Origin of the sequence: Halomonas sp. 141 (assembly GCF_002810305.1) — a bacterium.
Classification (GTDB): domain Bacteria; phylum Pseudomonadota; class Gammaproteobacteria; order Pseudomonadales; family Halomonadaceae; genus Vreelandella; species Vreelandella stevensii.
This window is the reverse complement of record NZ_PINZ01000023.1, coordinates 1-11,559: the sequence shown is the minus strand read 5'-3', so window position 1 is coordinate 11,559 and position 11,559 is coordinate 1. Positions and strand designations below refer to the sequence as shown.

Annotated in this window: 12 protein-coding genes and 1 rRNA gene; 6 read left to right on the top strand and 7 right to left on the bottom strand. The window is 59.1% G+C overall.

Features of this window, described 5'->3' with window-relative positions; all coding sequences use genetic code 11:
- Nucleotides 1–28: 28 nt before the first annotated feature.
- From CWI66_RS11220 to CWI66_RS11210, 3 genes are read right to left on the bottom strand one after another with little or no spacing between them, the layout of a single operon-like run.
- Nucleotides 29–1,171, bottom strand: a complete 1,143-nt coding sequence (locus CWI66_RS11220) for an acyl-CoA dehydrogenase family protein (RefSeq protein WP_100731700.1) — start codon at nt 1,169–1,171, stop codon at nt 29–31.
- Nucleotides 1,171–2,745, bottom strand: a complete 1,575-nt coding sequence (locus CWI66_RS11215) for a fatty acyl-CoA synthetase (RefSeq protein ID WP_100731699.1) — start codon at nt 2,743–2,745, stop codon at nt 1,171–1,173. The genes CWI66_RS11220 and CWI66_RS11215 overlap by 1 nt, the downstream gene beginning before the upstream one ends.
- A gap of 6 nt (nt 2,746–2,751) precedes the next feature.
- Nucleotides 2,752–3,981: an ABC transporter substrate-binding protein gene (locus tag CWI66_RS11210; protein ID WP_100731698.1), complete on the bottom strand. Its 1,230-nt coding sequence runs from the start codon at nt 3,979–3,981 to the stop codon at nt 2,752–2,754.
- 255 nt (nt 3,982–4,236) lie between these two features.
- Between CWI66_RS11210 and CWI66_RS11205 the strand changes: the two genes are divergently transcribed.
- Both CWI66_RS11205 and CWI66_RS11200 read left to right on the top strand, forming a co-directional pair.
- On the top strand, nt 4,237–5,097 hold the full coding sequence (locus tag CWI66_RS11205; RefSeq protein WP_100731697.1) for a TatD family hydrolase: 861 nt from the start codon (nt 4,237–4,239) through the stop codon (nt 5,095–5,097).
- A 14-nt stretch (nt 5,098–5,111) separates the two neighbouring features.
- A complete protein-coding gene (locus CWI66_RS11200) occupies nt 5,112–5,591 on the top strand; it encodes a hypothetical protein (RefSeq protein ID WP_081136460.1) in 480 nt (159 codons plus the stop codon).
- Here CWI66_RS11200 and CWI66_RS11195 read toward each other — a convergent pair.
- Nucleotides 5,588–6,169: an elongation factor P hydroxylase gene (locus tag CWI66_RS11195; protein WP_100731696.1), complete on the bottom strand. Its 582-nt coding sequence runs from the start codon at nt 6,167–6,169 to the stop codon at nt 5,588–5,590. The two genes, CWI66_RS11200 and CWI66_RS11195, sit on opposite strands and share 4 nt — an antisense overlap.
- A 137-nt stretch (nt 6,170–6,306) precedes the next feature.
- Between CWI66_RS11195 and CWI66_RS11190 the strand changes: the two genes are divergently transcribed.
- The 3 genes from CWI66_RS11190 to CWI66_RS11180 all read left to right on the top strand — a co-directional run bounded on the left by CWI66_RS11190 (nt 6,307) and on the right by CWI66_RS11180 (nt 9,563).
- On the top strand, nt 6,307–7,725 hold the full coding sequence (locus tag CWI66_RS11190; RefSeq protein ID WP_100731695.1) for an MATE family efflux transporter: 1,419 nt from the start codon (nt 6,307–6,309) through the stop codon (nt 7,723–7,725).
- 4 nt (nt 7,726–7,729) lie between these two features.
- A complete protein-coding gene (locus tag CWI66_RS11185) occupies nt 7,730–8,743 on the top strand; it encodes a DUF3080 family protein (RefSeq protein WP_100731694.1) in 1,014 nt (337 codons plus the stop codon).
- Between the two features lie 112 nt (nt 8,744–8,855).
- Nucleotides 8,856–9,563, top strand: a complete 708-nt coding sequence (locus CWI66_RS11180; protein WP_100731693.1) for a hypothetical protein — start codon at nt 8,856–8,858, stop codon at nt 9,561–9,563.
- 60 nt (nt 9,564–9,623) lie between these two features.
- Here the strand turns inward: CWI66_RS11180 and tusA are convergent, their stop codons facing one another.
- A complete protein-coding gene (gene tusA / locus CWI66_RS11175; protein ID WP_039179343.1) occupies nt 9,624–9,875 on the bottom strand; it encodes a sulfurtransferase TusA in 252 nt (83 codons plus the stop codon).
- 28 nt (nt 9,876–9,903) lie between these two features.
- On the opposite strand from tusA, the gene CWI66_RS11170 reads away from it, so the two are divergent.
- Nucleotides 9,904–10,191, top strand: a complete 288-nt coding sequence (locus CWI66_RS11170; protein WP_016914310.1) for an antibiotic biosynthesis monooxygenase family protein — start codon at nt 9,904–9,906, stop codon at nt 10,189–10,191.
- A 30-nt stretch (nt 10,192–10,221) separates the two neighbouring features.
- On the opposite strand, the gene rlmM is transcribed toward CWI66_RS11170, so the two are convergent.
- Together rlmM and rrf are read right to left on the bottom strand one after the other, a co-directional pair.
- Nucleotides 10,222–11,289 carry a 23S rRNA (cytidine(2498)-2'-O)-methyltransferase RlmM gene (rlmM, locus tag CWI66_RS11165; protein WP_100731692.1) on the bottom strand — a complete coding sequence of 356 codons (1,068 nt, stop codon included), beginning with the start codon at nt 11,287–11,289 and terminating at the stop codon, nt 10,222–10,224.
- 199 nt (nt 11,290–11,488) lie between these two features.
- Nucleotides 11,489–11,559, bottom strand: a 5S ribosomal RNA gene (rrf, locus tag CWI66_RS18695); the annotation flags it as partial.

The following is an 11,559-nucleotide window of genomic DNA, read 5'->3' as shown; positions in this document are numbered from 1 at the left end:
CTTGTCGACCGTTTTTTGGACCTCTTGCTCAAGAGGCTTTGCCCAGCAGCGAGCGCGCAATCACTTCTTTCATGATCTCGGAGCTGCCGGCATAAATGGTTTGTACCCGAGCATCGAGATAAAAGCGCGAAATGGGGTACTCATGAGTGTAGCCATAGCCACCAAACAGCTGCAGACAGCGATCCACCGCATGACACTGCAGTTCGCTCAGCTGTAATTTAAGAATCGCCGCCTCGGTGCTGCTCATGCTGCCTTGCCGATACCGCTCCATGCACTGCTCGAAGTAAGCCCGGGCCATGTCAAGCTGGGCTTTGAGCTGCGCCAGCGTAAAGCGGGTGTTTTGAAAATCGGCAAGCCGCTGGCCGAAGGCTTCCCGCTGGGTGACGTATTCGAGGGTTAGCGCTAGCGCCCCTTCTATTGCCCCCAGGGCCTGGGCGCCCACCCCCAAACGCTCACGAGGCAGCTCTTGCATGAGGTAACGAAACCCTTCGCCCTCGTTGCCCAATAGCGCGTCTGCGGGCAACTTCAACTGATCAAAGGCCAGCTCCGCAGTGTCGCTGGCATGCTGGCCTATTTTCTTGATCGGTTTACCTCGGGAAAAGCCGGGCAGCGACGTTTCCACTAAAAATAGCGAGACCCCTTTGGCGCCGGCACTGGGATCGGTTTTCGCGCACACGATCACCAGATCGGCCACCTGACCATTGGTGATGAACAGCTTGCCACCGTTGAGCAACCAGCCATCCTCTACCCGCGTGGCGCGGGTTTTCATCGCAGCCAAATCACTCCCGGCGTGGGGTTCGCTCATGGCAATGGCCCCCAGGCACTCCCCCAAGGCCATGCGCGGCAGCCACTTTTCCTTCTGCCCAGGTGTCCCCAGCTTCTGGACATACGGCATGACGATATTGGCGTGGATGTTGTAGGCACTGGCGAGGCCACCAAAGCCCTGACGAGACATCTCTTCGAGCACCCTTTGCGTGATGGCGATATCGGCCTCTGAGCCACCGTACGCTTCTGCCAGGTCAATACCCAACAGCCCTGCCGCCCCCAGCGCCAGCCACAGGGAGCGTGGTATTTCTCCTGCCTCCTCCCACTGCTGGTAAAAAGGCGCTACTTCCTGCGCTAAACAGCGGGTAATCATGGGCTGAAAGAGCCCCAGCTCCTGGTCGTCCATCATGACTCTCCCAGCGCCTGGCGCAGATGGCGCTTGAGAATTTTACCTGCCGTGCTCTTGGGCAGTGCGTCGGTAAACATCACCCGCTTGGGTACCTTGTAAGGAGCGATCAGGTCCTTGGCGTGTCGAATCAGCTCCGCTTCACTGGCGCTTTGCCCCTCCTTGAGCACCACCACCGCGGTAATCGCCTCGATCCATTTGTCATCGGGTAGCCCCACGACCGCCACCTCTGAAACCGCCGTGTGCTTGAACAGCACCTCTTCCACTTCTCGACTGGCGACCAGCACACCGCCGGTATTGATCACGTCCTTGATACGGTCGACGATGTACAAATAGCCCGCTTCATCGACATACCCCACGTCTCCAGAGTGGAACCAGCCTCCCTGAAATGCCTCCGCGGTCATCTCGGGTTTGTCCCAGTAGCCCAGCATGAGCTGCGGAGAACGATGGACGATTTCCCCATGCTCTCCAGGCGGAACATCGTTGCCCTCCAGATCGACGATGCGCGTTTCGACCGTGAGAATCGGTCGTCCAGCAGAGGCCGGTCGTTCGGCATGCTCTTCTGGTCGCAAAACAGTCGCCAGGGGCGCTATTTCGCTCTGTCCGTAGCAGTTGTACAGGCCGACACCATGAAAGCGCTGCTGCATCTCTTCGAGTACCGGCACCGGCATGATGGAGGCACCGTAATAGGCTTTTCTGAGGCTCGAGAGATCGTACTGATCGAAGTGAGGGTGCCGTAACAGACTGATCCACACGGTAGGTGGGGCAAAAAAAGAGCTGATCTGGTGCTGTGAAATGGCAGCCAGGCAGCTTTCCGGCAGGGGGGCCTCCAACAGAATGACGGACGCTCCCAGCAGTAGCGCAGGCATCAGAAACACGTGCATTTGCGCCGAGTGGTACAAGGGCAGCGCTGCCAGCACGGCGTCATCTGCCTGGATATCCAACGCCACCATGCACGCCATATACTCGGCTATGAGCGCTTGATGGCTCATGATGGCAGCCTTGGGCGCTGCCGTGGTACCAGAGGTATATAACAACTGGGCGACGCTGACCCCCTCCAGCGCGACGTCTGGCTCATGGGCAGCATGAGCCAGAGAAGCATGAACCCCGTGGGTACACGCCAGTACGTCGAAGGCGTCTTCTTGAAGCGATGCCCCCTCCGCCTGCAGGGTACCGTTGACGACCAGCGACAGCCCCGCGACGGCAGCGCGAACCTTGTCACCTAGCACCGCGTCGCTCAGTACCCCTTTTGCGCCCGACTGCTCCAGAATGTAGCGAAGCTCGTCACTGCTCAGCGCAAAATTGACAGGGACGTGAATCAGGCCCGCCTTGCTACAGGCCAGCCACGCGATCACATAGGCATCCGAGTTTTTACCGTATACCGCCAGGCGGTCGCCCGGCGCCAGCCCTGCTTCCAGCAGCGCATTTGCGACCTGGTTGGCCGCGTTATTGAGCGTTTGATAACTCCACGTACGCTCGCCGAACGTCAAGGCCCGCTTCTGGGCATGCTTGCGCGCGCTGCGGTCAAGCGCAGCGCCAATCGTATTGCGATGAATGTTATCTACAGACGTCATGGCTGTTTAACCCTTTACGAGTGGGCAGACGCTTTCAGACAGTGGCCGGAACGCTTCCTCGGCAGGAATGGTGCGGACCACTCGGAACAAGTCGTCTTCATCTGCTGACTCTGCCGGGGTTTTGACTTCCACCAGGTACATGTCGTGGACCATACGGCCGTCTTCGCGGATATAGCCGTTCTGGGCAAAGATATCGTTGATAGGCGTGTCGGCCATCTGCTGACGCACCGTCTGGGTATCGTCTGTCCCGGTGGCGGCAATGGCGTCCAGGTAGTGGCGAGTGCTGGAGTAGAGGCCAGCGTGCACCATGGTAGGCATGCTGCCCGTACGCTCCCGGAAGCGTTCTGCCCAAGCGCGGGTTTCCTCGTTCAAGTCGTAATACCAGGCTTTGGTGAACTGCAGCCCTTGGGCATTTTCCAGCCCGATACTGCGCACATCGGTACTGAACAGCACCATTCCCGCCAGGATTTGCCCGGCCTGGGTAATACCAAACTCCCCCGCCGTCTGAACCGCGTTGATGGTGTCCCCGCCCGCGTTATTCAACGCAATGACGTCAGCACCAGAGGCCTGCGCCTGTAACATGAACGATGAAAAGTCGTTATTGGGGAATGGATGACGCGCACGCCCTACGATGGTGCCACCGTTTTCAGTGACCACACGCTCGACATCTGCTTCCAACGCATGACCAAAAGAGTAATCGGCACTCAACAAGTACCAATTTTTGTAGCCTTCTTCGGTAATGGCTTTGGCGGTGCCGTTCGACATTGCCCAGGTGTCATACACCCAGTGAATATGATTCGTAGAGCAGTGTTCGTTGGTCACGCCAGAGGAGACGGCACCATTCACCAGCCCCAGCTTGTCGGCCTCCTGCAGCAGACTGACAGCCGCCAACGTGACCGATGATGCCACCAGGCCCGTGACCATATCGACGTTGCGCTCATCGATCCATTCACGCACCACGCTGGAGCCCACGTCAGGGCTATTACGATCATCGGCACTGAACACCACGATATTCGCACCGTTGACACTGCCGCCAATATCCTCGATCGCCATCTGAATGGCATCGAGCCCCAGAGGACCGATAGGATCGCGGTAAACGCCTGACATATCGGCCAGATAGCCAATGCGGATTTCGTTATCAGAAATCCCTTCATGGGCGGCAACGAACGGAACGAAGCCTGCAGCAACCACCGCAGAGGCTAACGCAGACAGGGTGAAACGACGTGATAACGGCATGAGGGTACCTCGCTATTGTTGTTATTGAGGTGAAAATCACAACGCTGGCGTTGCGCCTTCACTCATTGAATCACGGGCATGGCGGTGACTCATTTTCATGGTAAGAGCAAACAGGCCTGCACTGTTTACCTATTGAGCCAGTTTTTTTGCAATTCATGCCATTTGCAGTGTGATTACTTGCCACGTTCATGGCGGCTTGCGTTGGCGAGCCAAGCGGCACCAGCGTTACAATGGGGCCACTGGCCCACAGGAGAGATGACCACATTGGCGACTCAGCAAGCACACGACGCATTACCTGAAGCGCTACAGTTTCGCCCCAGCACACCGCTGGTCGACATTGGCGCCAACCTGACCCATGAGAGCTTTCAGCGCGACTTGAGCGACGTAATCGCCAGAGCCCGAGCCGCCAACGTGACCAGAATGATCGTCACGGGAACGGATGTCGCCCACGCCAGGCAGGCCGTCGAGATGGCTCGGCAGTTTGCGGGGCTGTACGCCACTGCGGGGGTACATCCCCATGATGCCAGTGGCTGGAGCGAAGACGTGGCGCAGGCGCTGGGCAATCTCTATACACTGCCCGAGGTGGTCGCGGTCGGTGAGTGCGGGCTCGACTTCAACCGCAACTTTTCCACACCGCAGGAGCAGGAGCGCGCCTTTGAAGCGCAGTTGGCCTTGGCGGCGGCATCCGGGCTACCGCTGTTTCTTCATGAGCGTGATGCAGGCCAGCGCATGCGTGAGATCCTGCACCACTGGCGCGACGATATCAGCCACGCGGTGATCCACTGCTTTACCGCAGACCGTGAAACGCTGCGGGGCTATCTAGAGCTGGACCTGCACATCGGCTTGACGGGCTGGATCTGTGACGAGCGGCGCGGGCATCACCTGCGTGACCTGGTGCGCGAGATCCCGCTGGATCGATTGATGGTCGAAACCGACTGCCCTTACTTGCTGCCCCGTAATTTGCCCGCCAAGCTGAAAGGCAGACGCCATGAGCCTGCCCTGCTGCCCTGGATCGTGCAGGAGATTGCTCGTTGGCATCAGGTAAGTGACACTGAACTCGCGGCGGCGACCACCCGGACCGCCCTGCAATTTTTCCGTATCGACACGGATACCTAGAAGGAACGACAACCATGGCCGACTACCCCGGTTTTATTGCCATAGAGATAGGTGAAGACAATGGCTTGCCGCTGTCGATTGCATGGTCACTGCCCGATGGGCGCATCAAGCAGACCTTGATCCAGCCGGATGACAGCTGGATTACCGAAGACAGCAATGTCATGGGGGCTTACAGCATCGAAGAGCTGGAGAGTCTGGGGGTCAGCCCGCTGGATGTGATCCGCGAGCTGGAGAACGATCATTTCTCGGCCACGCTGTACACCAGTGACAACGGCGAGGATGAGGCCGCCCTGGCCCGCTTGTTCGACACCTACGGGCTGGACCCTTTTGTGGAGCTGGCACCCGCACAAGTGCTGTATGAAACCCTCAGCGCGAGTGAATGGCATCGCCTGCGCAGCGATACCTTCAACGACCTGGGCCTCGAACCCATGCGCCCCGAGCACGAAATCGAGGTCATGCTGACCCTGCATCAGCAGTTGTCCGAGGCTGACTAACCCTTCTTCACCAGGGCATCGTCCAGCAGGCGGTGCCCCTGCCGAATCGCCTGCTCCAGCGTGTCCTGGTGCTGATAGTAGCGCGCCAATGCCGTCCGAAACGCATTGGCGCGCAGGGGCAGTCCCTCTTGCCGGTAGTGCTCGGCCCGCGCTGCTACGCGTCTTGCGAAAGCCTCCCGGTCCACCTCGCCCGCGCCGCCCAAATTATCCACACTGACATGGAACGTACGGCCACACGCTTGGGTAAACAGTTGCTCCAACGCCTGGGGGGCCACTTCGGCCTGTTCAAATGCCCGTTGCTGTTCCACCGTGCGCCCGTCCGGGTAATACCAATAGCCATAATCTTCCCACTGGCGGCGTTTTGCGCCTGCGATGCACCAGTGACTGATCTCATGTAACGCACTGGCAAAATAGCCCCGTGCAAAGATCACCTGATGGTAAGGCGTTTGCTCACTCATCGGGCGGTAAAGCGGCTCATCGCCACCGCGAATCAGCCGAGTCTGATAGTGGTCTGCAAACACCCCATCAAACAGCGCGGTAATATCGTCGAGCGTCCAGCGCTCTTGCGGGTCAGTCACACCGTTATCTCACTCATGAACGTTGCACTAGTATAACGAGGGACCCATCCTTGGCTAAAGAGGAGAGCGCGAGGTATAGCGACTCCTGCTACTCTATCGCCTTTTACTGGGTCTCTTTGCTAAATAGGAACCATACCTTGGGCGGCTTCACTAGCGATATCAAGAAAATTTACTGGCCTGAAACACGTACACTCATGGCCCTGGCGCTGCCCATCTGTGGTGCGCAGCTTGCTCAGGCAGGCATGAGCGTCGTCGATGTGATGATGACTGGACGACATGACGCCACGTCGCTGGCGGCGGTGTCGGTAGGCTCCAGCCTGTGGATGCCTCTGATGCTGTTCATGACCGGCACGCTGATGGGGCTGACGCCCATCGTGGCCCAACTGCTGGGAGGCCAACGCAACGGCGCCATTCGCCCCGCCGTGCATCAGGCGCTCTGGGTGGCGCTGGCGCTGGGCTTGTTGGCCGCCCTGCTGCTGCGTACGGCCGTCATGCCGATCTTCGAGCTGATGAACGTGCCACCGGCAGTGGCCACCGAGTCGGCTGCTTACCTGAGCGCGGTGGCCTTCGGCATGCCAGGCATCGCGCTATTTCAGGCATTGAGAGCGTTTTCGGATGGCATGAACCATACCCGGCCAGCCTTGTGGATCAGCCTGGTTGGCCTGGCCGTCAATATTCCCAGCAACTATGTGCTGATCTACGGGGGTGATGGGCTGGTCAGCCTATTCGGCGCCGCGCTGCCGGATACGCTGCAGCAGCTACCCGCGCTGGGCGCCTTTGGCTGTGGCATTGCCACGGCCTTCTCCATGTGGACCATGACCATTGCCATGGCTCTCTACACGCGTCGTGGCACGGTATACCGCAGCGTTTCCTTGTGGCATGGTGCCACCTGGCCACAGTGGTCAGGCGTGCGTGAGCTGCTCGTGGTCGGGGTGCCCATCGGCGTCGCGATTTTTGTCGAAGTGACGCTGTTCACGCTGATCGCCCTGTTCATTGCCAGCCTTGGTGAAGTGACCGTGGGGGCTCACCAGATCGCGCTGAGCTATACCTCGATCCTGTTCATGCTGCCCATGTCACTGAGCATGGCACTGACGGTGCGTGTCGGTAATACGCTGGGGCAGCAGCGCCTTTCCCTGGCCCGTAAGGTTGCCTGGAACGGTGTCGTGATCAGCGTGATCGTCGCCGCGTTCAACAGCACGCTGCTCTGGTTCACTGCCGCACCGGTCATCAGCCTGTATACCTCCAATAGCGACATTCAGGCCCTGGCGCTCACGATCATCGCTCTGGCGGTCATCTTTCAGCTGTCGGACTCGCTGCAAGTGAATCTGGCCGGCGCGCTGCGAGGCTACAAGGATACCCGCATCGTCATGGTGATCACCGTCCTTTCCTACTGGATCGTCGGGCTGGGGGGCGGTCATTGGCTGGGAACCTATGGCATGGGCGGTGAGTCACAGCCGCTGGGGGTACACGGCTACTGGATCGGCCTGATTGCAGGGCTCACGACAGCGGCCATCTTGCTGGCTTGGCGATTACATCGAATCAGTCAACGGGAGTGACCCCATGCGGCCTTCAAGTTTCTACCGCTCATGCCTCGTGATGCCCGTCGTCGTGTCAGCCAGCCTGGTGCTGGCTGGCTGCGGCGACAACAGCGCGGACGAGGCCTGGGCGGCCTACCAGCGTTCGACTGCCGAGGAGCTCGGCATTTCCGCTCCTGAACGCCAGCAGCCCCGTAACATAGGCGCCTTTCCCGACCGACGCCAGCGCGTGATCGAGCTGCCGGAGATACGCGAAGGCATGCTCAACATCTATGCGTTACGCGAGTGTCAGATCACCTCCCTGATTGCTGCCAGAAACAATCAGCTAGGCCGTGTCGCACCGCCCAGCCAGCAATGGATCTACGAGCGCACGCTGTGGCAACGCCTGGATCACTGCTGGAACAGCGATATTCCTGAACGGCTGGGTGACGATGACGCCCATCGCCTGGCACAGCTGACTCAGCTCAAAACCGAGCAATTGCCCTTTGCGACCTGGAACGCCATCTTTGCCTCGGAAGAGTGGGAGAAGAGTTTCGCCCGCGCCAGTCACCCTCTGCACACGCTCCCCGATCAAGACTGGGCAGAACAGCGGGCAGCACTGGATTATCTTGAGCAGATGATTACCCAGCAGTTCAATCAGGCCTGGCAACACGACTCCTCGACCCTGGAAAACCATCTCAAAACGCTCCAGCAGCGTCCGCTGACTGCCGAAGTGCTACGCGCCTTGCTGCTGGCTGAGCAGCGCCTGAACGAACTCAACGCGGCCATCGCGCAGGCCGAACCAGACGCAGGGAGCAGCTGTTGGTCAGAAGCTCTGCCTGACTGGGTAGGCCAACTGGAGCAACGCGCAGAGCAGTGGCTGGTGTCGGTGAATAGCCTTTTCGATACCCATGTCGTCAGCCCACCGCCAGCGGTGTCTGACTACCAGCAGGCCTGGCTCGACATGCAGAACCCGGAGGCCCCCTGGCAGCAGTTTCAACGGGCTCTGGCGCATCATCGTCAGTTGGCGCTTACCCTGGCGCCCTGCACACAGCATTAAATATGCTCGCCATGCTTAACCTTCCAGACAAGGTGTGCTATTGGTGAAGGTAGCGGCAGATGAAAATCACTGTCTGCCAATGTCGTGACCACGCAGTACAAGGAGGGACACCATGGGCTCACCCCTGTCAACTCGCTCTGCCCAGGTCATCGACCTGGATACCGTGCGTCAGCGTCAGCAGGCGCGAAAATGTCTCGTTCGTCTGGCTCCAGAGCTGGACGGACTGGAAATGGTTTACCAGCTCGCTGCGAGTCCCGACACCTACTATGGTCTCCCCATTCTGGCCTGGGGCTTGAGAGAAGATGGCAGCATTACCGGGCTGGTACCCTGGATGGAGTCTCTGGCGGCCTGCCATGAGCTGGACAGCGAGGAAAGCGGTTGCTTCGTCGGTTACCGTGACCCCGAAACCGATGAAATCTTCGATGTTCCCCCCGACCACAAGTACGACGAACTGGTCGCGGCTGCAGGCTATTTCGAGTATGAGGCATCCGGTGAAGTGACGCTGATCCAGCAGCTTCCCGATACCCTGGGAACCCATGCCTTGTGCATGAACCGGCCCAATGCTCCCTGGCACATGAAGCCAGTCTACGGATGGCGCCTGTACAGCGACGGCAGCGTCGACGCGCTGCTGGCTGACGAGCAAAAAGCCACTCTGATGCCGATCCTGCTGGGTGATAACTGCCTGTATGACGCCCACTCGCGCCATCACACCGTCTATTTCTTCCAGCGCCACATCGCTAATCGTATCCTCGAAGAGGACCCCGCCACACTGGAAGCATTGGCCATGATGGTGGTCTCCGACAGCGACGATCGCTCTTGAAGCCACCCCGGCAAGGCATTGCACCATGGTCTATGCATGCCTTGCCGGGGCTCCCCAGTATCACGCCAAACGGATAAAGTAGACGTAGTGGTCGTCTGAGCCCTGTTGCTCGATAAGCTCGTGCCCCAGGAATTGACAAAACTTGGGGACATCGCGCGTCGTCGCAGGGTCCGTCGCCACCACCTTCAGCACCTGGCCCGACGCCATGTCACGCACCTTGTTGTGCATCAGCATGATGGGCTCTGGGCAGTACAGCCCGGTGGTGTCCAATTCGGCATCGAAAGCACTGGGGGCTTGTGTAGGATCAGTCATCGACTCTCTCGGTTAGGAAACAGACACTATGATAAAAGTCATCATTGAACGACGCATCATGCCCGGCCTGGAAGATGAATACGAGCAGGCCGCACGCGAAGCCATGCGCGTATCATTGGGCATTCGTGGCTTCGTTGGTGGTGAAACGCTGGTAGAGCGCGGCCACACCGACCGTCGGCTGATGATCACCAAATGGCGTGACCTGCGCGCCTGGAAAGAGTGGCACGCCAGCGAAGCGCGCGCCATGGCCATGCAGCGCATTTTGCCCCTTCTCACCGAAGATGAGGCCATTCGTATCTATGAGCCGGGGTACTAGGCGAGCGTTCAGCCAGTCAAGCACACCTTCTCAGTGTAGCAACCTGACATGCACCGTCACCTCTTCCCGATCATGGTAGAGGTGACGGCAACTTATTTTAGCGCTTACCCCCGCTGACGCCAACGAGGCTTCCAGCGTCGTCAGGCAGCGCGTCACTTCATCCCAGCGTTTCTTCATGGGCAGCTTCAAGTTGAAGATAGCCTCACGACACCATTTACGCGTCAACCAACGCTCTACCATGGCCAATACCCGTACAGGCTTGTCCACGATGTCGCACACCAGCCAATCCAGACGCTGAGGTGGCTCCCAGGTAAAGCCGTCTTCACGCAGGTGGTCGATCTGACCAGTCGCCATCAGGGCTTTGTCCATGGGCCCGTTATCGATGGCATAGACGTACATGCCCCGCTGCACCAGCTGCCATGTCCAGCCTCCTGGCGCCGCCCCCAGGTCGGCTGCCTGCATGTGCTCCGCCAGGCGAGTATCCCACTGATCGCGTGGAATGAATTCGTGCCAGGCCTCTTCCAGCTTCAGCGTCGAGCGGCTTGGCGCACGGGAGGGAAAGCGTAGCCGCCGGATTCCGTTCAATAGTTCGCTACGATTGTCAGGGAAGCTCATGCCGAGCTGCACACGGTCTCCGTCCGTCCAGAAAATATGCAGCCGCCTTCCGCCAGCCTTGCCTCGCAGCGACCCACGCTTTTTCAGCGTGTTTTGCAGCGGGCGAGTGAGCGCCTTGATCAACCCCGACAACGCTTTGCCATCGTTGGTATCCGGTGTTTCGTGCCAAATCTCTTCAAAGCTCCAACGGCTGGCTTTGACCTGATCGAGAATGGCGGTCAGACGATCCTCACGGGACAGCACCAAGGGCGGCAGCGCTACCAGACTCTGCCTGGCAAAGATGAGATGCTGGAAAGCTGCCTGGCGGTGCAGGTCATTGATCGCCTCACCATCCTGTCGCGTCAAGCTGACCCATCCGGCCCCATGGGCTGGTTCGCAGTTCACCCCCTGCTGTTTGGCATGATGCTGCATTTCCGCCAACGTATCGCCCTCGAAACCGGGTCGACAATAGACCAGCCACGCCGTGGGTATCGTGTCACTCACCTTTCACCTCTCTGTAAACATGGAGCCGTCACTGCCCTCTCGAAAACACATGATAACATCGCAGCGAAGCAACAACGGCTCCCCAAGGCAGCCTATCAACGCATACCCCCCCCACAGCCTGAGCCATGAAGGTTTTGCGCAAGTGCCAAACGCAAAAAGCCCCGAACACAATGTGCTCGGGGCTTTCTACGGGATAAGTGCCTGACGATGACCTACTCTCACATGGGGAGACCCCACACTACCATCGGCGCTAAGCGGTTTCACTTCTGA

Excerpts from the sequence above, each read along its gene's own strand:
- CWI66_RS11205 (WP_100731697.1), top strand. The coding sequence starts at position 4,237 with ATGACCACATTGGCGACTCAGCAAGCACACGACGCATTACCTGAAGCG.
- CWI66_RS11220 (WP_100731700.1), bottom strand. The coding sequence starts at position 1,171 with ATGGACGACCAGGAGCTGGGGCTCTTTCAGCCCATGATTACCCGCTGT.
- CWI66_RS11210 (WP_100731698.1), bottom strand. The coding sequence starts at position 3,981 with ATGCCGTTATCACGTCGTTTCACCCTGTCTGCGTTAGCCTCTGCGGTG.
- CWI66_RS11200 (WP_081136460.1), top strand. The coding sequence starts at position 5,112 with ATGGCCGACTACCCCGGTTTTATTGCCATAGAGATAGGTGAAGACAAT.
- CWI66_RS11185 (WP_100731694.1), top strand. The coding sequence starts at position 7,730 with ATGCGGCCTTCAAGTTTCTACCGCTCATGCCTCGTGATGCCCGTCGTC.
- CWI66_RS11170 (WP_016914310.1), top strand. The coding sequence starts at position 9,904 with ATGATAAAAGTCATCATTGAACGACGCATCATGCCCGGCCTGGAAGAT.
- tusA (WP_039179343.1), bottom strand. The coding sequence starts at position 9,875 with ATGACTGATCCTACACAAGCCCCCAGTGCTTTCGATGCCGAATTGGAC.
- CWI66_RS11180 (WP_100731693.1), top strand. The coding sequence starts at position 8,856 with ATGGGCTCACCCCTGTCAACTCGCTCTGCCCAGGTCATCGACCTGGAT.
- CWI66_RS11215 (WP_100731699.1), bottom strand. The coding sequence starts at position 2,745 with ATGACGTCTGTAGATAACATTCATCGCAATACGATTGGCGCTGCGCTT.